Origin of the sequence: Paraburkholderia sp. EG287B (genome assembly GCF_040965595.1) — a bacterium.
In the GTDB taxonomy this organism is placed as follows: Bacteria; Pseudomonadota; Gammaproteobacteria; order Burkholderiales; family Burkholderiaceae; genus Paraburkholderia.
In genome coordinates, this window is the sequence record NZ_JBFRCG010000002.1 from 281,759 (window position 1) to 301,409 (window position 19,651).

Consider the following 19,651-nt stretch of genomic DNA (forward strand, 5'->3'; position numbering starts at 1 on the left):
TGCATTGCGCTGCGGCGCAATAATGGCTGGAGTCTGCTCGTACCGCATGTTTTTTGCATCCCTCGAACGAACGAGCTGACGGACACTGGAGTCACGGCAAGCCAACCCATGCATTTCGATCTCGTCGACCTGAAGCTCTTCACCCACGTAGCCGAAGCGAGCAGCCTCACGCGCGGCGCGGAACGCGCGCACCTGTCGCTGCCCGCGGCGAGCACGCGCATCAAGAATCTCGAAGAACAGGTGGGCGTGAAGCTCCTGAGCCGCACGAGCCAGGGGGTCACGCTGACGGGCCCCGGCGAGACGCTGCTCGCGCATGCGCGCCGCGTGCTCAAGCAGCTCGAGCAACTGACGGGAGACCTGCAGGAATACTCGCAGGGGGTGAAGGGCCATGTGCGCGTGTTTGCGAACACCACGGCGATGAGCGAGTTCCTGCCTGCCGTGTTGCGCACCTACCTCATCAATCACCCCGACGTGTACGTGGACATTCACGAGCGCCTTTCGCCCGATATCGTGCGCGCCGTGCAGGACGGCACGATCGACATCGGCATCGTGGCCGGCAATGTGCGCACCGAGGGACTGCAGGTGCTGCCCTACCGGCGCGACCGGCTCGTGCTCGTCACCGCACTGAGCCACCCGCTTTCGCAGGCGAGCGAGATGGCGTTTGCCGATACGCTCGACTACGACTTCATCGGGCCGCCCGACGAAAGCGCGATTTTCTCGTTTCTCAAGCGCGCTTCGTCGGATTTGCAGCGCACGATACGCTGGCGCATCCAGATCGGCAATTTCGAATCCGCGTGCCGCATGATCGAGGCGAACATCGGCATTGGCGTGCTGCCCGAGGGCACGGCGCGCCGCCACGCGCAAACCATGTCGCTCAAGATCGTGCCGCTCACCGACGAGTGGGCCGTGCGCAAACTGCAGATCTGCATGGCCGATCGCGACGCGCTGCCGCTGTTCGCGCGCAAGCTCGTCGATCTGCTGGTGGCCGACGGCATCGGCCGCCTCGAATAAACCCTTGACGCGGCGCGCGCGGCGCGCCGCCCTCTCGCCTAGCGCCCGGCCGCCGCGCGGATCATGTTGCGCGCGATGACGATCTGCTGGATCTGACTCGTGCCTTCGTAGATGCGGAAAATGCGCACATCGCGGTAGAAGCGCTCGATGCCATAGTCGGACATATAGCCCGCGCCGCCGAAAATCTGCACCGCGCGGTCTGCGACCCGTCCGCACATTTCGGATGCGAAGAGCTTCGCGCACGCCGCCTCCGTGCTCACGCTCTGGCCGGCGTCGCGGCGGCGCGCCGCGTCGAGCACCATGCAGCGCGCAGCGTAGAGTTCGGTCTGGCTATCGGCGAGCATGGCTTGCACGAGCTGGAACTCGGCGATCTTCTCGCCGAACTGCTCGCGCTCCATCGCGTAGCGCAGCGCGTCGTCGAGCATGCGCTGCGCCACGCCCACGCAAATCGCCGCGATATGGATGCGCCCTTTGTCGAGCACCTTCATCGCGGTCTTGAAGCCCACGCCTTCCTTACCGCCGATGATGTTTTCCGCGGGCACCTTCACGTCCTCGAAGATGACATCGCAGGTATGCGCGCCGCGCTGCCCCATCTTCTTGTCGCGCTTGCCGAAGCTGATGCCGGGCGTTTTCGCGTCGACGATGAACGAGGTGATGCCGCCCGCGCGCGGCTCGTCGGGATTGGTGCGCGCCATCAACGTGAACATGCCGGCCTGCGGCGCATTCGTGATGAAGCGCTTGGTGCCGTTCACCACATAGTGGTCGCCGCGCCGCTCGGCGCGCGTCTTGATCGAGGCGGCGTCCGAGCCCGCGCCCGGCTCCGTGAGCGCAAAGCTCGCGATGATCTCGCCGCTCGCAAGCTTCGGCAGCCACGTGGCCTTTTGCTCGTCGGTGCCGTCGATCACGATGCCCTGCGAGCCGATGCCCACCGTCGTGCCGAAGATCGAGCGAAACGCGGGCGACGTCTTGCCGAGTTCGAACATCACGAGCACCTCTTCTTCCATCGTGAGATCGAGCCCGCCGTACTGTTCCGGGATGGTCAGGCCGAAGAGGCCCATGGCCTTCATGTCGTCGACGATATCGGCCGGAATTTCATCGGTTTCGGCCACGCGCTCTTCGTTCGGCACGAGACGCTCGCGCACGAAGCGCGCGACGTTGTCGAGCAGAACGTTCATCGTTTCCTGGTCGCGAATCATGGTGTAGGCTCTGCAATCGTTGAGCGGGCGGCATAACGCCGCCCGTGATGATGAGAAAAATCAGGAATGCTCAGTGAGCGCGTACGGCGCGTTTGGCCATTTCGCGCAGCGGCTGCTTTTGCAGCTTGCCGCTGGCCGTGGTCGGAATCATGTCGATGGCCACGATCTCCGAGGGGCGCTTGTAGGCCGAGAGCCGCTCGCTCAGGTAGTGGGCGAGATCGGCCGTGTCGATCGTTGCGCCCTCCTTCGCTTCCACGAAGGCCACGACTTCCTCGTTGCCTTCGGCGTCGCGCCGCCCCACCACTGCGCTCTGGCGCACCGCCGCGTAGGTGTTGATGACCGACTCGACCTCGATCGGATACACGTTGAAGCCCGAACGGATGATGAGATCCTTCGAGCGGCCCACGATGAAGAGCGCACCGTCCGCATCCAGCCGGCCGAGGTCGCCGGTCTTGAGCCAGCCTGCTGTGTCGAGCACTTCGGCGGTGAGGCCCGGCTCGCGATAGTAGCCGCGCATGACGCCGGGACCGCGCACCCACAACTCGCCCGCTTCGCCGCGCGGCACGTCGTGGCCATCGGGCCCGACCACGCGCAACTCGGCGCCCTCGACGATCTCGCCCGAGGACACGTCCTTGCGCGGCCGGTCCATGCGCGTAATGAAGAGCGAGCCCGCATACTCGGTCATGCCGTAGCCGTGATGCAGCGGCATGCCGAAGAGCGCTTCGACCTGCTGCTTGAGCGTGGGATCGAGCGGACCGCCGCCCGTATAAAGGTAGCGCAGACGCGGCGCATGCACCGCGCCGCCGTGCTCGCGCACATAGGCGACGATGCGCGTGAAGAGCGTCGGCACGCCCTGCAGGATGGAGATTTCGGAGGCGCCGAGCGCCTTCACGACCTCCTCGGCCGAGAAGCGCGCGGCCAGATGCAGGCTCGCGCCCGCCTCGAAGGTGGCGAGCAGCAGCGTGGCGAGGCCGAAGATATGCGACATCGGCATGACCGCGTATGCGCAGTCCGCCTGTGTCATGTCGCGCGAAGTCGCCGAGACATGCGCGAAATGCAGCAAGCCGCGATGCGTGGCCATCACGCCCTTCGGCTGGCCCGTCGTGCCCGACGTGTAGATGAGCACCGCGACCTCGTGCGCGAGCGCCTCGGCCTCGCGCACGGCGTTGACGTCGGGCGCGGCCATCATCAGCGGGCCGAGTCCGGCGGGCGCGATTTCGCGCGCGCGATAGCGCACGCCGTGGCGCAGCGCGTCAGGCGAAGCGCCGTGCGTAAACAGCATCAGACGCGGCCCGCAATGCGCGCGGATCGTCTCGATCTCGCGCTCCGAGAGCCGCGCATTGACCACGGCCGGCCACGCGCCGATTTCCGAAAGCGCGAACAGCAGCGTCACCACGGCCGAGCAGTTTTCGGCCACGATCAGCACGCGGTCGCCCACCTCCACGCCCTGCTCGCGCAAAAACCGCTGCGCCTGCCCCACGTCGCTCCAGAGCTGCCCGAAGCTCGTCACCTTTGCTTCTTCGCGTATCGCCACGGCCTCGGGCGACGCCTCCGCCCAGTGCCGCGCGATATCGCTGATCTTGCGCGCCGCTCGCCTCACCACTGTCACCTCCCGTCGTTGCTCTTTGACTGCGTACGGCGCGCCGTGGCACGCCGCATCGCGACAGGTATCAGTGTGGTTCAGGCGCGGCCTGCCAACAATTCGTTTTCGAGAAAGCCGGCATTCGTCTGCCGAGAAGTCGGAATTCACCCCGATGGCCGGAGCTTCGAGGCGATTATCTGCTCGACCGGCTGCGTGCCTGGCGGGCGCTCAGCCCTCTTGCGTGCCGCGTGCGAGGCACCGGCGCCGCCCTGCGCAGGCGCTGGCGCCAGTCACTCCATCTGCGCCGCCGCACGCTCGCCTCCCATCGTGCCCCTGGAAGCGCCATTCGCCCGATGAATCGCTACGATGCCCGCGAGCGACACACAGGCCGGCACGGCAGCCGCGAGAAAGAGCGCCGAGGACGACCATTGCAGGTGCAGGAGCGCGCCGCCCAGCACCGGGCCGACGACCGAGCCGATACGCCCCACGCCGAGGCTCCAGCCGATGCCGGTCGAGCGCAGCGAGGTCGGATAGTAGGTCGCGGCGAGCGCGTTGAGCGCGGGCTGGCCGCCGATGATCGTAAAGCCCGTGACGAAGATCGCCACGAACATCGCGGCCACGGAGACCATCACGGCCGGATTGCCGATGGCGGCCGTCGAGACGATCGCGAGCAGGAACGTCGTGGCGAGCACGCGCGTAAAGCCCGCGAAGTCGATGATGCGACCGAGCAGCAGCGTGCCGATCACCCCGCCGCCCCACAGCGCCGTGCCGGCGAACACGGCGGTCTGGGTCGAATAGCCGGCGTCGCGGATCACGGTCGGCAGCCAGTTCGAGAGGAAATACATGGCGAGCAGGTTCGCGAAGTTCACGACCCACAGCAGCATGGTTACCCGCGCGCGCCCTTCTTTGAACAGCTCGACGAACGGCACGCCGCGCGAGCGCGTTTCCGCGCTCGTGAACTGCACGCCGGCCGGCCACGCGAGCGCGGGCGCCACGCGGGACAGATTGCGGCGTACGCGCGCCTGAGTCTGCTCACCACGGCCGCGAAACAGCAGGAACTGGATCGACTCGGGCAACGCGAGCCACATCAGCACGCCGAGCACGAGCGGAATCGCGCCGCCCACGAAGAACACGGCGCGCCAGCCGAACGCGGGAATCAGCGCCGCCGTGATCAGGCCGCCCACCACGCCGCCCAGTGTAAAGCCGCACGAGACGATCATCATGAGCGTGACGCGCATGCGGCGCGGGCTGTACTCGCCCGCGAGCGCCATCGCATTCGGCATGATGCAACCCAGACCCAGCCCCGCAACGAAGCGCCAGGCCACCAGCTCCGCGATCGAATGCGCGAAGCCCGTCGCGACCATACACGCGGAAAAGAACAGCGTCGCGCCGATCAGCACCGGGCGGCGGCCGATCTTGTCGGCGAGCGTGCTGAACGTGAGCGAGCCCACCAGCATGCCGAACAGGCCCGCGCCGAACACCGGCGAGAGCGTTTCCTTCGCAATGCCCCACTCGCGGATCACGACCGGCGCGACATAGCCCATCGCCTGCACATCGAAGCCGTCCATTACGAGGCACAACGCGCACAGCGTGACCACGAGTAGCTGATACGGCCCGAACCGGCTTTCGTCGATGATGCCGGTAACCTCCACCGCCTTGTTCATGCAATGTCTCCAATATTGTTTTGTCGTCATTGATCGCTCTACGGCGACTAAAGTTCGAGGATCAATCGCCCGCTCCTTGCTCGTGAGCAGCAGGTCATCATGCGGGTTTGCGTGTCGCGCTCGGCGCGCGTGAGCACCACGTCGCGGTGGTCGATCTCGCCCGCCAGCACGCGCACCTCGCACGAGCCGCACAAGCCCTCTTCGCAATCGCTTTGCACGTCGATGTTCGCGCGGCGCAGCGCGTCGAGCACGGTCTGGTCCGCGCCCACGTTGAGCACGAGCCCCGAGTCTTTCAACTCGACTTCGAACGCGTGCTCCTGCGAGGGGTCGAGCTTGCCGCCGGTCGCCGCGAAATGCTCCACGCGCAGCGCATCCTCGGGCCACGCCTCGCTGCAGGCTTCGAGTGTTTCGAGCATACGTGCGGGGCCGCACGCGTAGACGCGTGTATGTTCGTCCACGGGCAGCGCGGCAAAGTCGTTGCGCGTGCCTTCGTCCGAAACGTGCAGATGCAGGCGCTCGCCGTGCAGCTGCGCGAGTTCGTCGACGAGCGCCATCGTCTTGCGCGAGCGCCCGCTATAGTGCAATTCGTAGTCGATGCCCAGCTGGCGCGCGCGGCGCGCCATGGCGCTCACCGGCGTGATGCCGATGCCGCCCGCAATGAAGATCGCGCGCCGCCCGTCTTCGTCGAGCCGGAAGTGGTTGCGCGGGCCGCGAATCTTCAGGCGCATGCCTGCGCGCAACGTGTCGTGCACCCAGGCCGAACCGCCGCGGCCTTGCGTTTCGCGCAGCACGGCGATCTCGAAGGCGCCCGTGTCGGCAGGGTCCGAGCACAGCGAGTACTGGCGCGAGATGCCGGTCTCGCCGCACTCCACGTCGATGTGCGCGCCCGGCGCCCAGCGTGGCAGCGCGCCGCCGTCCGGTGCGACGAGACGCAAACGGACGATGCCTTCGGCCACGGCGTCCACACGCTCGACCACCACGGGCCGCGAAAGCGAGTGTGCCGACGGCTCGCCGATACGCACCGCAGCGTGCGCGCCGAGCAGCGCCGGATTCGCGCGCTCCGGGTTTTGCGCGGGGTCCCATTCCACCAACACATGCTCAGGACCCCGGAACGACGTGTTGGGCACATACGTGAACGTCTGCTCGGCCAGACGCATGTGCGGCAAGCGGCGCGTGAACTCTTCGAGGAAGATCTGCATCTCCATGCGCGCGAGGTTCTTGCCCATGCACTGGTGCGAGCCATAGCCGAACGTGACGTGGTCGCTCGCGTTGTCGCGGCGAATGTCGAACAGGTCGGCATCGGCGAAATGGCGCTCGTCGTGGTTCGCCGAGGACGTTACGATGAGCAGTTTCGAGCCCGCCGGAATGTCGATGCCGCCAATCTGCACGTCCTTCGTCGCGAGGCGCCGCCAGGCCGCCACCGACCCGTTGTGGCGCAGACACTCCTCCACCGCGTTCGGAATCAGGCTCGGGTCCTCGCAGATCTCGCGCCACGCGTGCGGGTGCTGCAGCAGCAGCTTCATCGCGTTCGCCGTGGCGTTGGCCGTGGTCTCGTGCGCGGCCACGATGCCGGCCATCATCATCGAATGCAGATAGGAATCCGTGACGACTTCGGGATGCGTCTTCTGCTTGCGAATGCCGTATTGCATCCAGCCCGGGCCATCCGGATTCTGGCGCATCTTGTCCAGCACCTTGCCCGCGAACTGCCAGAAGTTGCCCACAGCGTGGGCGACTTCGACCTGCTCGTCGGGGCGCGGCCGGCCCCACGTATTGACCGTGTGCGCGATCGAGTACTTGCGCAGCAGGTCCATATCCTCCTCGGGTACGCCCAGGAAATGCAGCGCCACGGTGAGCGGCACTTCCCAGAGCATCTGGTCCACGAGGTCGGCGCGGCCCGCGTCGATGAAACGGTCCACGTATTCGCGTGTGAGGCGCCGCACCATCGGTTCGTGGTGCTTGAGATGTTCGGGCGTGAACGGCTCCATCAGCGCGCGGCTGCGCGGCATGTGGGCAGGCTCGTCCTCGTTCACCAGCGTGCGGTTCATGGCGTAGCCGTACGACTCCAGCACGGCGTTCGCCTCGGGACCGGTGGGCGTGATCTTTTCGAGCGCTATGGAGGGCGAGAACGTGAGGTTGTCGCGAAAGATCGCCTTGATGTCGTCGTAGCGCGTGACCACCCAGTAGCCAAGCTGCGGGCTATAGAACACGGGCTCCTGCTCGCGCGCCCAGCGCACGTACTCGGGTGGGTCCTGCTGGTAGCCGTCGCTGAAGGGGTCGAATTCTGCGGCATTGGCGCTGACCGGGCAGCGCGGCGCGACGTTTGCGTCGTTACTCACTGCGTGGGGGAACGGGCAGCGGCCCGTCGATGGGGAAGGTGTCTCGCTCATATGCCTCTCCTGCATCTTGCATGAAATACGTTTTGCGTAACTCTAGTACGCATTGCGTAATTACGAGATAGGGGTTAACGTGCAAGCACAGCAGGCACTATGCTGCCGCTATGCGCCCTAAAATCCGCGTGAACTCAACCGATATGCCAGCCTCTCCGTCCAGCATGGAAAGCAGGAAAACCACCCCCCGTCGCCCCGCGGCAAAAATCTCCGAAGCCACCGCGTCCCCCAAAGTCGCGAAAGAGACGAAGGCCGTAGCCGCGCCGCGCGAGCGCCGCCAGCGCGTGCAATCCGCGCAAACGGGCATGGCCGTGCTCAAGGGTCTTGCGCGCCTGGGCGGCCGCGCGAGCCTCTCGGGTCTCGCCGCCTGCGTGGGCGAGAGTCCCGCGAAGGTGCATCGCTATCTCGTGAGCCTGATCGAGGAAGGCCTCGTCGCGCAGGACACCGTCACCCAGCAGTATCGGCTCGGCGTCGAGGCGATGATGATCGGCGTGGCCGCCATGCGCCAGGCCGATCCGGTGCGCATTGCGGAGCCCGCGCTCGTGCGCCTGCGCGAGACGCTCGAAGTGACGTCGTTCGTCGCGGTGATGGGCAACAAGGGGCCGACGATCATCCGTTTCGAGGAGCCGGGGCTGCCCGTGACCGTCAATGTGCGGGTGGGTTCGGTGATGTCGCTGCTATGGTCGTCCACGGGCCGCGTGTTTCTCGGCCTGCTCGACGACACGCGCGTGCTCGCGCAAGCTGAGGAAGAACTCGCGCACGCCGACGCTTCGTTGCGCGCGCAACTGAGTGCGAGCGAACCGATCGGCACGCTGCGGCGCGACGTGCAGCAAGCGCGCTGCGCGAGCGTGCGCGACACGAATCTCAAGGGCATCAGCGCCGTTTCTGCGCCGCTCTTCGATCACACCGGCAAGCTCTGCGGCGTGCTCACGGCGCTGGGCGCCACGGGCGGCTTCGACGCCACGCCCGAGGGCCCGAATGGGCGCGCCGTGCGCCGCGAAGCGGACGCCGTGAGCGCCCTCCTCGGCTACGTGGCGCGCGGCGCTTAGCGCTTCGTCAGCGCATAAAAAAACCCGGTTCAAAACTGGCCGGGTTTTTCCTTTTTCTGAACGACGTTAGCGAGCCACCGTCTTTGCGTCCGCGTCGGTGAGGGTATCCAGGAACGCCATCACGTCGCGGATATCCGCGTCTGACCAGACCGGTTTGCCGCCCAGGTGATTCGTCAGCGGCTCCGTCTTGGTATCCACATTACTGCGCAGATTCTTCGGCAAGTCGTCAAACTTCACGACGTGGCCGTGCGCGTCTTTCGAATACCACTTCTCCGGGTTCGTGTCGCGCTCGACATAGAAGCGTAACGAATCTTCGAGGGTGTGGTACATGCCATTGTGAAAGAAGACGCGTCGCGTGGCGACGTTGCGAAGCGTGGGCGTGCGGAACATCCCGCAGAACCACTTCTGCTGCTTCGCCTCGTCTTGACGCAGCGGCCCACATAACCCCATGTCGAAGAATTTCGGATCGCGGTTGGCCGGAATTTCCATGTTGCGTGGCACACCCAGCGTCTGAAAGTTGTAGTCCGTCAATGCCGGATGTGCGCCGTGAGCGCCTTTGTTGATCAGGTGACAGCTCGCACAGTTGCCCTTGTCCGGGTCGCTGAACAGCACCAATCCGTGCGCTTCCTGTGGCGTGAAATGATCCTTGCCGTCGAGCACCCGGTCGAACTTGCTGGAGTACGGCGCGAACGACGGATCGTTGAACTGGAATGCCTGCAATACCTTTCCAAGGTCCGCCAGCGCCTGCGCCGGTCGCGAGAAAATGTCCTGACCGAATGCTTCCCGGAACTGCTGTGCGTAGGCGCTTTTGCTCAGCTTCTGCGCCACGTCGTCCGCGCTGCTGTTTGCCATTTCATCCGGATTGAGCAGGGGAAATGCAGCCTGATCCGCAGGGGAGTTGTAGCGTCCATCCCAGGTGTATCCGCCGCTGGGCTGATTGTCTCCGTCCTCGAGACGCTCTTTCAGGCTATTTGCCTGCGTGAACGTCCAGTAAGGCACAGCACGCAGATAGCGCAGCGACGGCGCCGCGCGCAGTCCGGCGTGATCGAGGTTGGGACCACCCAACTGGACAGCCAGACCGTTCGGCGGCCCATAGGCATTCGCAGGGCTGTGACAGGAGGCACATGACTGCTTGCCGGAAGCCGAAAGCGACGGATCGAAGAACGCTGCCTTGCCGATAGCTGCCAGATCAGGCGCACGTGCTTCTACCGTGGCTGCTTGAGCGTCCGGTGCGTGTTTGCCGCACGCGGACAGAAGGAAAATGCAAAGGGCCGTTGCGAGAACAGCCCTTGAAGAACAATGGCGCATAACGGATCAAGAAAATAGCCCGGTTCGAACCGAGAACCGGGCCAGGACAACAAAGTTCTTGTGAGACCGCTAGGGATTAGCGGTTATCAATGTTGGCCGATGTGAAGATCGGCTTGAGCGATGCATCATCTGCGTAGCCGAGATACGAGCCCATGCCGAAGTTGTCTTCGAGCGAACGCAGCAGCGCGTAGTGGTTGTAGCCCGTACCATCCACGTGACCGCCTTTGATGAACGGCGACAGCAGAAGCGTACCAATCTGATCGCCGCCGACTCCCAGGTAGTTCAATGCAATCGAGACGTACTGCACAGTTGCAGGCAGCGACGCCGTGCTAATTCCGAGCAGGCCTGCTTGAGCCACCGGCAGCGTGGACATCGTGACCTGCTCCGGACGCGTCACGTTCGGACCCGTTTGCTGATTGCAGCCAGGGCACTGGTCGCCCATCTCCGGCTCCAGCACAGAAAATGTCGTGCCATCAGTACTGAGTTGCGTTGACGGCGTAAGTCCGGTCACGACACCTTCGTCCGTGGTGATGATGATCAGGCCGTCCTGCTTGTAGGCGGGAGACGCCTGGATCAACGGGATCGTCTGCTTCAGGAACGCGTCGATCGAAGTCAAGCCGCCGGGCTGACCATTCTTGCAGCCCTTGCCCGCAGCACCCGTACCGTCTCCATCATGACCATCGTCACACAGGTTCGGCGTGATGAAGGAGAAGTTCGGCGTGGTGGCAATCGACTGAAGATCCGTTGCCAGGTTGTCTTGCAGATTGACCACGTGCGCGTCACAGTTCGCCAGATCATCGATGGTCGAATGGAAATACGGGAACGGATTGTGACGCGTTGCGTACTCGTCGCCCGCCACGTCACCCGAAGCAGAAGGAGCCTGCGCAGCCTGCGTGCCGTCCACAGCCTTCGTCGGGTCGGAGCCCGCAAGCTGCGCGGTGCGGCGCGGGAACGAACAGGTTCTCGTGCCGTCACGGTTCAGGTCGTTGCCCATGTCCTCGTTGTAGCTGCGCCACGTGAGCCTGGCCTGTTCCATCTGGTTGCCAATATGCTGCACGCGAGCCGGGAACACGCAGCCGCCGCTCGCGTGGCCGTTTGCGTCCGTACCTGCCTTGAGAACTTTGGGGTTCGCCGAGTCGTTGCCGGCATCCACGATATCGGACCACAGCTGGAAGCAGTCCGTTTCGGTGTCGTGCGTCGACGGCTGACCCGACACCATCGAGATGTAGTTGTCCAGCGAAACGTGGCCAGTGCCGTAGTAGTTCGAAAGGTACGTGCCCTGCGGAACCAGCGATTTCAGGTACGGGTCCTGGCTCGAATCCGAGGCCGTCGTGCCGTACGTCGATTCCGCGCTCTTGTTTTCGAGCACGATAACCCACACGTGCTTGATCGCCTTGCTCGAAGCGACGGTTGCAATGTACTGGTCGCTCGCTGCCTTCACCGCGGCGTTGCCGTTGGTGTTGAAGTCGCCCAGCAGGGCGTCCGGCGTCGTGCCGATCTTGTTCGCCAGTTGCGTTTGAGCATCCGACCGCGACAGGCCGCTGTCGATCAGTTGCGAAAGCTGCGTGGTGATCGCGCTGACTGAACTGACGCCGCGCGGCGAACGGAACGTCGCCGTGCTGTTGAATGCCGTGCCCATGTTCTTGCCCGATGCGTCGTTCTCCGTGGCGCCGCTCAGGTCGGCAACGATGTACTTCCACGACCCGTTGCTCGTATCGGAGATCGAGAACTTGCCCTGGGCATCCGAGCGCGCGACCGGCTCGCCCTGGTCGCACTTGCCATTGTTGTTCACATCGAGGCAGATCGCCGCATTCTGGATATAGCTGCCGAGCACCTGACCGGTGACCTTCGGTCCGCCGTCCGAACCATTGCTTCCGCAACCAGATAACCCCGCCAATACGCCGATGCTCGCCAGCATCGCGAGCGCCCCCCTGCGCGACTGTATTTTCTTCACAACTGTCCCTCGTTATAAGTCGGACACACCCGACGGATTTTGTCTCGCCGAAAGTCTATGTAAGCTGTGTTACACGCCTGTTAAGGAGTTGTTAGATAAATATAAAAAGACTGCGTTTTACGAGCGCACGCTCGAAAAACGTTCAAAGGAACCATGCTTGCGCACACAACCAACCTGCGCGCCAGGCGACTCACGGCCATCGCGATTCCCGGCCCGCCGCGGTGCAACCGGCTATCATGTGAATTCACACCGTAGATGGAACGAATCAATCACATGGCTTCCCCCCAGGAAAACGTCAGCATGGCGGTGTTCTGCGACTTCGAGAACGTCGCGCTCGGCGTGCGCGACGCGAAGATCGACCGCTTCGATATCCAGCCCGTGCTGGAGCGGCTCTTGCTCAAGGGCAGCATCGTCGTGAAGAAGGCCTATTGCGACTGGGAGCGCTACAAGGGCTTCAAGGCCGCGATGCACGAGGCGAGCTTCGAGCTGATCGAAATTCCCCACGTGCGCCAGTCGGGCAAGAATTCGGCCGATATCCGCCTCGTCGTGGACGCGCTCGATCTCTGCTATACGAAGTCGCACGTCGACACGTTCGTGATCGTGAGCGGCGACTCCGACTTTTCGCCGCTCGTCTCGAAGCTGCGCGAAAACGCCAAGAAGGTGATCGGCGTGGGTGTGAAGCACTCCACCTCCGACCTGCTCGTCGCCAATTGCGACGAGTTCATCTTCTATGACGACCTGGTGCGCGAACTCGTGCGCGACCAGCACGCGCACGGCAAGGGCAAGAACAAGGACGGCGGCGCGAAACGCCAGGGCGGCGACGAACGGCAGCCGAAGCAGGACGGCGACGAGCGCAAGTCGAAGGCCGTGGCCTTCGCGATCGAAACGCTCGACGCGCTCGTGCTCGAGCGTGGCGAAAGCGGCAAGATCTGGGCTTCGGTGCTCAAGAGCGCCATCAAGCGCCGCCGGCCTGACTTCAACGAAACGCGCTACGGCTTTCGCGCATTCGGCAACCTGCTCGAAGAGGCGCAGTCGCGCGGCCTGCTCGAAGTGGGCCGCGACGACAAGTCGGGGACCTGGGTGTCGCGGCTGAACCCGCCCCCGCTCCCGGCTGCCGCCGCGAGCGTCTCAGCGCCGGAAAGCCCGGCGGCGCGTGCCGAGGAGCCGCGCGGTCGGCGCAAGGGCCGTCGCAACGGGCGCGGAAGCGGCGCCGCGGACGTGCACGAAGCCGCCGTCGAGCAACCGGTCGAGACGCAAGGCGAAATTCCGTTCGAGCCGGTCGAGGCGCTCGCGCAGGCAGCGCATCGGCACGAAGCCGTGCCGCCCTTCTCCGCCGAACCGTTCGACGCGAACGAGAGCACCCACGCGCCGCAAGAGGCCTACGAGGCGCATGCGGCAGCCGAGCCGGCTGCCGATGTCGAGCCCGCCGCACCCGCCCCCGCGCGAGCGCGCAAGACGGCGGCCCGCAAGAGCCCTGCGCGCAAGAAGACAGCGAAGAAAGCGGCCGAAACGCCGGCCAGCACCGGCGAGGAACCGGCGGCCGCCGCAGCAGCGCCGGTCGAGCCCGCTGCCAGGAAAGCGCCGTCGCGTGCGCGTCGCGCGCGCAGCAAGGCCGCTGCGGAAGAAAGCTGAAAATCGCGCCACGCGCGCCGCTCGAACTGGGCGGCGCGCGGCGCATCGATCAATCGCCGAACGGATTCGTGGGGCGCTTGCCCTTCGCAGGCGGCGCTTCCCCGCTCTCGGGCGTGGTATCGCCGAATGGATCGGGCTTGCCCGACGGCCCCGCCTCTCCAAACGGGTTCGCGGCCTGCGCGGGTTTCGATCCGCCAAACGGATTCTGTGCGGCGGCGCGCTTCGCTCCGCCGAACGGCTCGCGCGGGTCGGCCGCCTCGCCGGCATCGTCCTCCACGGCTTCATCCTTTGCCTGCGCGAGGTTGTATTCGGCCTGCACCTGCTCCAGCACGCGCGCCACGCTCGCTTCGAAGCCAGCCGCGTTATGAAAGTGCTGCATCGTCCAGTTGCAGCCGCTGCGGTCGGGCTCCTGCAGCTGCGGGCGCGGCACGCCGATCTTCACGCCGTCGTCGACCACCTCCTGGAGCTTGTGGATGCGCCGGTGCACTTCCTCCTGCAGCCGCGAAGCATTGAGCGTCTTGCGCAACATTGCGGACCTCCTTTCCTGTACGCGTCACGTCGCGCGAGTCTATCGAGCTCGATCAGGTCGGCGGCGTAGGCGCGCATGTCGTTGGTCGCCGTATCGAAGCTCGATTTCGCGGACGCGGTGAGCAGGCTCAGCACGAGCGCCGCAAAGGTCACCAGCATGCCGACCACGAGTTGCACGAGCTGCACCGTTTCATGCTTGCGATGCTCCTCGGGCAATAGCGGCCGCAACAACACGCTGAGGCCCGTGCCGCCGAGCAGCAGCGCGAACACGAGCAACGCCGACTGGATTTCGGTCATGGCGACGGCCTGTGCTCCTCGGCTGCGGCGTTGACCACCTGCGCGGCGGTGTCGGTGTGCGTCTTTGCAGGCTCTGCGTGGGCTTGGGCGCCGCCGACGCTCAATGCGTCGATGCGCGTATGAATCTCCTTCGCGTGTGCCTCGCCCGGCACGAGATCCGGATGCGCGCGCGGCACCGCGAGCTTCCACGCGGCGTCCAGCTCGCGCCGGATCGAATCGTAGATCTCCTTCGAAATCGAGCGGTCCTCGTACATGGCCTGTACGCGTTCGCGCCCTTCACGCAGCGCGTAGAGCAGCAGCATGCGCCGCTCGAGCACGTCCGAAGCCTGGCCGAAGCAGCGGCGCACGTCCGCGAGCCCATGCTCGGCGGTCGCGATGCGCGCCTTGAGTATCGTCTTGAGCAGCGCCGCGAGACGCTCGCCCAGCAGCGGGGTCAGGCTGCGGTCGTTGAAGACGATCAACTGATGCAACACCACCCGGCGACACATCAGGAGTTCGAAGCGGTCGGCGAGCGCGTCGCCATACGGCTGCCGCACGCGCAGCCAGCGATACAGCAGGCGCGCGACGCGCATCTCGATCGTATCGGCCAGTATTTTTGCGGCCGCGCGCTGATAACCGAGGCGCCCGCCCACGCGCGCCTCTTCGATCATGGCGTCGGTGTTACGCATCATGGCGTCGAGATTGCGGATCGTAATGATGCCGCTGCCATACTGCGGAATGAGGTCGCGCTCCTTCGCCGCGAGCGTCACGAGGCCGATGACGAGACGCTCGCGGTCCGAGAGCGCCGCTTCGAAATCGAATGCCGTCGCGCTCATGTCGACGCTGCGCCGGAACGTATGGCAGGCCTGGTCGGCGATCGCATCAGGAATGTGAAAGGTGCGTGCCGCCATATGCACGCGCTCGGATACGCCGATCGACGACAGCTGCACCGCCTTTTGCTGCAGCGCCTGCTCCTGCGGCGACAGCAGATCGAGGCGCAGCCGCCGGATCAGCAGCTTGAGCGACGTGCCGTTCACGATCAGGCTCACGAGCACGAAACCCGTCGCGAGGATCGCGACGAAGCGGCGCGTGGAATCGGGCAGCGCCGTGTCCTGCGCGAGGCCGAGCGCGAGCACGAGCGTCACCGCACCGCGCAGCCCGCCCCAGGCGATCACGAGCTTGTAGGCGGCGCTCACGGGCTCGGTGAGCCGCAGTCGGCTCAGTAGCGGCAGCATGCCGAACACCACGACGACGCGCGCCGCGAACGCCGCCACCACCACGACGGCGAGCGCGACGAGATCGAGCCACTGCGCGTTGCGCAGCGTGGCCGGAATCTGCATGGCCGCGAGCAGAAAGATCGCCGCGCCCGCCATGGCCGCAATCTGTTCCCAGATCAGTTGCAGATGCTTCCAGTTGACAGGCGACAGGCGCGTGCTTCCCAGCCCGCTGATGACGAGCCCGGCCGCGACCACGGCCACCACGCCCGAGACGTGCAACATCTGGTCGGCGAGGAGATAGAGCGGATACGGCAGCGCGAAACTGAGCGAGATCTCGGCTTTGCCCTCGCCGCCCAGGGCCGGCAGGAGCCACGCGAACGCGCGCCCGGCCAGCGCCCCGACCAGCAGCCCGCCGCCGAGCGCGATGCCGAGCGCGCGCAGCGCGGACGTTGCCGGGACATGGGCGGCGTCTCCCGTGATCGCGGCGATCAGCACACTGGCAATGGCGATAGCGGCCGCGTCGTTGAGCAGGCTCTCGCCTTCCACGAGGCGCACGAGCCGCTCGGGGGCGCCCACTTCGCGGAACACGGCGAGCACGGCGGAAGGGTCGGTCGTCGCGATCATGGCGCCGAGCAGGAGGCCGTCGGCGAGCGGACCGAGGCCCGTGAGCCGGACCGCGCCGCCCACCATGCCGGTCGCCACGAACACGGCCACCACGGCAAGCAGCAGAATGGGCGCCGCGTCGCCGAGCATCTCGCGCACGTTCACGCTGAGCGCGGCCTGGAATAGCAGCGGTGGCAGGAAGATCCACAGGTAAGCCTCGGGCGGCAGTCGAGGCGCAAGCGCGGGCATCACGAAGTTCGCGGCGAGCGTGGGCCAGGCCTCGCCGCTCACGAGATAGATGCCGCCCAGCGCGAAACCCCACGCGGCGAGCAGGACCGATTCGGAAATCGACCAGCGCAGGCTCACCGCCTGCACGAGCGCGATGCTCGCCAGAAGGAAGCCGCTCAGGAGAAGGACGTGGATGACCATGGCGTGCAACCGTCACGGCGCCGGCAGCCACACCACGGTCAACGACCTCACCCCTTGTGCCCCCTGGATCAACACACCTTCGATATCGGCCGTCGCGGACGGCCCTGTGACGAGCGCCGCGTAGCGCGCGCTGCGAAAATCGTCGCGCCGGTACGCGTCCTGCAGCCCCGCCACCAGTTGTGCGGGATCGAGCAGCACCACGAGATGCTGCACGATATAGCCGAGCGCGTTCACCACGTACTCGCGCTCGCTCAGCCAGAGCGATCCCGTTTCCGCCACGCCGAAGCGCGCGCGCACCACGCCCACGTCGACGTCTTCGAGCGAGGCCGGTTTCGTGGCGGCGCTGATCTCGCGCGTGCCCGGCACCTCCGGCGTGGCCGATGCGATGCGCGCCTCGCTGCCAAAGCGGCGCAAGATCATGGCGCGCACCTCGGCCGCGCTTTGCACCTGCGTCTCGCCGCCGCCCATCAGTTTGAGAGCGACGCCGAAGCGCTCGCGCAGATCGCCGGCGGGCGCTTCGAACAGCGGCACCTCGGGCAACGGTTCGTGCGCGGGTTGCGCGGCGCGCACGCGCGCGAGAAACGCCTCACGATCCGCCATCGCCACCTCCCTTGCGGTTTTTCCGGTACCAGGCATGAAATGTCGTGTGCGGCACGTGCGGCAGATCGCGCTGCTTGCCCCAGATATTGAGCGGGTTGTAGAGCATGAAATTCGGCAAGCGCCGCAACGCGCCCTCGAGCGACTTCACCGTGCCGCGATAAAGCGTCGGACTGCCGAGCAACCGGCCAGCCATCTTCAGTACTTCCTGCTTCACGAACGGGACTTCGTGCTGTGCCGCGATGACCTGCCGCCACTGGTAGATCTGCTCGTGAATATTGATCTTCACCGGGCACACGTTCGTGCAGCTGCCGTTGAGCGTCGAAGCGAACGGCAACGCGCTGAAGCGTTTGAGGTCGAAGGTCGGATTGATGATCGCCCCAATCGGCCCCGCATAGGTGCTGCCGTACGAGAGCCCGCCGCTGCGCCGGTACACGGGACAGGTATTCATGCATGCGCCGCAGCGAATGCACTTGAGCGAATACCAGAACTCGGGCATGGCGAGCCGCTCGGACCGGCCGTTGTCGACGAGCACGAAATGCATTTCGGCGCCGGGCCGCGGCGCACGGAAATGCGAGGTGTATTGCGTGATCGGCGAACCGAGCGCGCTGCGCGAGAGCATGCGCACGAATACGCCGAGATCGGAAAGACGCGGAATCAGCTTCTCGATGCCCATCGAGACGATGTGCAGCGGCGGCACGTTGGCGGAAAGGTCCGCGTTGCCCTCGTTGGTGCACACCACCACCGTGCCCGTTTCGGCCACTGCGAAATTGCAGCCGGTCATGCCCGCCGTCTTCTCGCGCACGAACCACGGCCGCGTATTCATACGCTGGCTTTCCGCGAGATAGTGAATGTCGTTGTTGTGCGGGTCCGTACCGATGGTGCGGCCGAACACTTCGGCCACGTCGTCGCGCAGCTTGTGCACGGCGGGTACGACGATATGGCTGGGCGGCTGCTTGTCGAGCTGCTGGATGCGCTCGCCAAGGTCGGTCTCCATCACCGAAATGCCGCGCGATTCCAGGTACGGACGCATCTCGCACTCGTCGGTGAGCATCGACTTGCTCTTCACGAGCGCGGTCATGCCCCGCTCGCTCAGGATGCGATAAACGATTTCGTTGTGTTCCTCGGCCGTATCCGCGAAATGGACCTGCACGCCATTGGCTTGCGCCGTGCGCGTGAAATGGTCGAGGTAGTCGGCAAGATGCGAGAGCGTATGCGCCTTGATTTGCGAGGCGAGCGTGCGCAGCATTTCCCATTCGGGGATGGCATGCGCCTGGGCGTCGCGCTTCGAGCGCAAGTCCCACAGACGCTTGTCGTGGAAGGCGACATGCTCGGGCCGCGAGAGAAACGTGCCGGCGAGCTTCGCGTGTTCGACTCGCTTCATTCGCGCGCTCCGTTCAGCACCTGGGCAATATGGATGAAGCGGATGTCCGCGTTCATGCGCTCGGCGCAGCCCTGCTGGTGCATGAGGCAGGACATGTCGGCCGACACGATGTATTGCGCGCCCGCGCTCACGTGATCGATCACCTTGTCCTGACCCATGCGCACCGACACCGCCTCTTCGGTCACGGCGAACGTGCCGCCGAAGCCGCAGCATTCGTCGGGGCGCGCCGGCTTCACGAACTCGATGCCCTTCACATGTTCGAGCAGCGCGAGCGGCTTCGAGAAGGTCGGACCCGCGATTTCCGAAACCGAGGCTTCCTTCAAGTGGCGTAGTGCGCTGCAGCTATTGTGCAAACCCACGCGCCAGGGAAATTCGGCCCAGGGGAACTCGCGCACACCCAGCACGTCATGCAGGAACTCGACGAGTTCGTAGGTGCTCTCGCGCACCTTGCGCACGGTCTCGGTCTGCTCGATCGCGGTGAGGTGGTCGCGCACGTGATTCACGCAGCTCGCCGAAGGCCCGACGATATAGTCGTAGCCTGCGAAGGCGCGCGCAAACACGCGCTCCGCGCCGGCTGCCTCGGCCTGCGCGCCGCTGTTGGCCATGGGCTGGCCGCAGCAGGTTTGTTCGAGCGGATAGTCGACCCCGCAGCCTAAACGCTCCAGCAGTTCCAGTGTGGCGATTGCCACCTCGGGGTAGAACGCGTCGATGAAGCAAGGGACGAACAAGGCAACTTTCATGCGCGGGCTCACACGAAAAGCGGACCCGAACATTCTACTGCCGAACGGCGCGGGCGTCGCGCCAAGCGTGTGCGCGCCGCGGGTTGCCGCGGCG

Annotated in this window: 13 protein-coding genes and 2 pseudogenes; 3 read left to right on the top strand and 12 right to left on the bottom strand. The window is 65.4% G+C overall.

The genetic code is table 11. The features are described from left to right. Positions 1–108 precede the first annotated feature (108 nt). The gene (locus AB4Y40_RS04000) at positions 109–1,011 is read left to right on the top strand and encodes a LysR substrate-binding domain-containing protein (RefSeq protein ID WP_342921940.1); all 903 of its coding nucleotides are present in this window, start codon (positions 109–111) and stop codon (positions 1,009–1,011) included. A gap of 38 nt (positions 1,012–1,049) precedes the next feature. Here AB4Y40_RS04000 and AB4Y40_RS04005 read toward each other — a convergent pair whose 3' ends face one another. The 4 genes from AB4Y40_RS04005 to AB4Y40_RS04020 all read right to left on the bottom strand — a co-directional run bounded on the left by AB4Y40_RS04005 (position 1,050) and on the right by AB4Y40_RS04020 (position 7,840). Further along, positions 1,050–2,207 (bottom strand): acyl-CoA dehydrogenase family protein, encoded by a 1,158-nt coding sequence (locus AB4Y40_RS04005; protein ID WP_368686533.1) that lies wholly within the window; start codon positions 2,205–2,207, stop codon positions 1,050–1,052. A gap of 70 nt (positions 2,208–2,277) precedes the next feature. Continuing rightward, entirely contained in the window at positions 2,278–3,810 is a 1,533-nt protein-coding gene (locus tag AB4Y40_RS04010) for a class I adenylate-forming enzyme family protein (protein WP_368686534.1), read from the bottom strand. Between the two features lie 269 nt (positions 3,811–4,079). Then, a complete protein-coding gene (locus tag AB4Y40_RS04015) occupies positions 4,080–5,453 on the bottom strand; it encodes an MFS transporter (protein ID WP_368686535.1) in 1,374 nt (457 codons plus the stop codon). Positions 5,454–5,500: 47 nt separating this feature from the next. Then, positions 5,501–7,840: a cytochrome P450/oxidoreductase gene (locus AB4Y40_RS04020; RefSeq protein ID WP_368686536.1), complete on the bottom strand. Its 2,340-nt coding sequence runs from the start codon at positions 7,838–7,840 to the stop codon at positions 5,501–5,503. Between the two features lie 164 nt (positions 7,841–8,004). On the opposite strand from AB4Y40_RS04020, the gene AB4Y40_RS04025 reads away from it, so the two are divergent. Then, on the top strand, positions 8,005–8,889 hold the full coding sequence (locus AB4Y40_RS04025; protein WP_368686537.1) for an IclR family transcriptional regulator: 885 nt from the start codon (positions 8,005–8,007) through the stop codon (positions 8,887–8,889). Between the two features lie 66 nt (positions 8,890–8,955). Here the strand turns inward: AB4Y40_RS04025 and AB4Y40_RS04030 are convergent, their stop codons facing one another. Beyond that, the gene (locus AB4Y40_RS04030; RefSeq protein ID WP_368686538.1) at positions 8,956–10,197 is read right to left on the bottom strand and encodes a cytochrome-c peroxidase; all 1,242 of its coding nucleotides are present in this window, start codon (positions 10,195–10,197) and stop codon (positions 8,956–8,958) included. Between the two features lie 76 nt (positions 10,198–10,273). Then, complete coding sequence (locus tag AB4Y40_RS04035; RefSeq protein WP_368686539.1) at positions 10,274–12,151, bottom strand: alkaline phosphatase family protein; 1,878 nt, start codon at positions 12,149–12,151, stop codon at positions 10,274–10,276. A gap of 273 nt (positions 12,152–12,424) precedes the next feature. Between AB4Y40_RS04035 and AB4Y40_RS04040 the strand changes: the two genes are divergently transcribed. Beyond that, the gene (locus AB4Y40_RS04040; protein WP_368686540.1) at positions 12,425–13,783 is read left to right on the top strand and encodes an NYN domain-containing protein; all 1,359 of its coding nucleotides are present in this window, start codon (positions 12,425–12,427) and stop codon (positions 13,781–13,783) included. A gap of 295 nt (positions 13,784–14,078) precedes the next feature. On the opposite strand, the pseudogene AB4Y40_RS04045 reads toward AB4Y40_RS04040, so the two are convergent. From AB4Y40_RS04045 to AB4Y40_RS04070, 6 genes and pseudogenes are all read right to left on the bottom strand, one after another. After that, a pseudogene (locus AB4Y40_RS04045) lies at positions 14,079–14,312 on the bottom strand (hypothetical protein); the annotation flags it as partial. A 47-nt stretch (positions 14,313–14,359) separates the two neighbouring features. Next, positions 14,360–14,608, bottom strand: a pseudogene (locus AB4Y40_RS04050) (hypothetical protein); the annotation flags it as partial. Beyond that, on the bottom strand, positions 14,605–16,836 hold the full coding sequence (locus AB4Y40_RS04055) for a cation:proton antiporter (RefSeq protein ID WP_368686541.1): 2,232 nt from the start codon (positions 16,834–16,836) through the stop codon (positions 14,605–14,607). The pseudogene AB4Y40_RS04050 and the gene AB4Y40_RS04055, both read right to left, overlap by 4 nt. A gap of 12 nt (positions 16,837–16,848) precedes the next feature. Then, positions 16,849–17,436, bottom strand: coding sequence for a lactate utilization protein C (locus AB4Y40_RS04060; RefSeq protein WP_368686542.1), 588 nt, complete (start codon positions 17,434–17,436; stop codon positions 16,849–16,851). After that, on the bottom strand, positions 17,423–18,817 hold the full coding sequence (locus tag AB4Y40_RS04065) for a lactate utilization protein B (protein WP_368686543.1): 1,395 nt from the start codon (positions 18,815–18,817) through the stop codon (positions 17,423–17,425). The genes AB4Y40_RS04060 and AB4Y40_RS04065 overlap by 14 nt, the downstream gene beginning before the upstream one ends. Beyond that, entirely contained in the window at positions 18,814–19,557 is a 744-nt protein-coding gene (locus AB4Y40_RS04070) for a (Fe-S)-binding protein (RefSeq protein WP_368686544.1), read from the bottom strand. The genes AB4Y40_RS04065 and AB4Y40_RS04070 overlap by 4 nt, the downstream gene beginning before the upstream one ends. Positions 19,558–19,651 lie beyond the last annotated feature (94 nt).

Bases quoted from the DNA above. Each gene is read 5' to 3' on its own strand.
- AB4Y40_RS04015 (WP_368686535.1), bottom strand. From the start codon at position 5,453: ATGAACAAGGCGGTGGAGGTTACCGGCATCATCGACGAAAGCCGGTTC.
- AB4Y40_RS04020 (WP_368686536.1), bottom strand. From the start codon at position 7,840: ATGAGCGAGACACCTTCCCCATCGACGGGCCGCTGCCCGTTCCCCCAC.
- AB4Y40_RS04030 (WP_368686538.1), bottom strand. From the start codon at position 10,197: ATGCGCCATTGTTCTTCAAGGGCTGTTCTCGCAACGGCCCTTTGCATT.
- AB4Y40_RS04025 (WP_368686537.1), top strand. From the start codon at position 8,005: ATGGAAAGCAGGAAAACCACCCCCCGTCGCCCCGCGGCAAAAATCTCC.
- AB4Y40_RS04070 (WP_368686544.1), bottom strand. From the start codon at position 19,557: ATGAAAGTTGCCTTGTTCGTCCCTTGCTTCATCGACGCGTTCTACCCC.
- AB4Y40_RS04055 (WP_368686541.1), bottom strand. From the start codon at position 16,836: ATGGTCATCCACGTCCTTCTCCTGAGCGGCTTCCTTCTGGCGAGCATC.
- AB4Y40_RS04000 (WP_342921940.1), top strand. From the start codon at position 109: ATGCATTTCGATCTCGTCGACCTGAAGCTCTTCACCCACGTAGCCGAA.
- AB4Y40_RS04040 (WP_368686540.1), top strand. From the start codon at position 12,425: ATGGCTTCCCCCCAGGAAAACGTCAGCATGGCGGTGTTCTGCGACTTC.
- AB4Y40_RS04005 (WP_368686533.1), bottom strand. From the start codon at position 2,207: ATGATTCGCGACCAGGAAACGATGAACGTTCTGCTCGACAACGTCGCG.
- AB4Y40_RS04065 (WP_368686543.1), bottom strand. From the start codon at position 18,817: ATGAAGCGAGTCGAACACGCGAAGCTCGCCGGCACGTTTCTCTCGCGG.
- AB4Y40_RS04060 (WP_368686542.1), bottom strand. From the start codon at position 17,436: ATGGCGGATCGTGAGGCGTTTCTCGCGCGCGTGCGCGCCGCGCAACCC.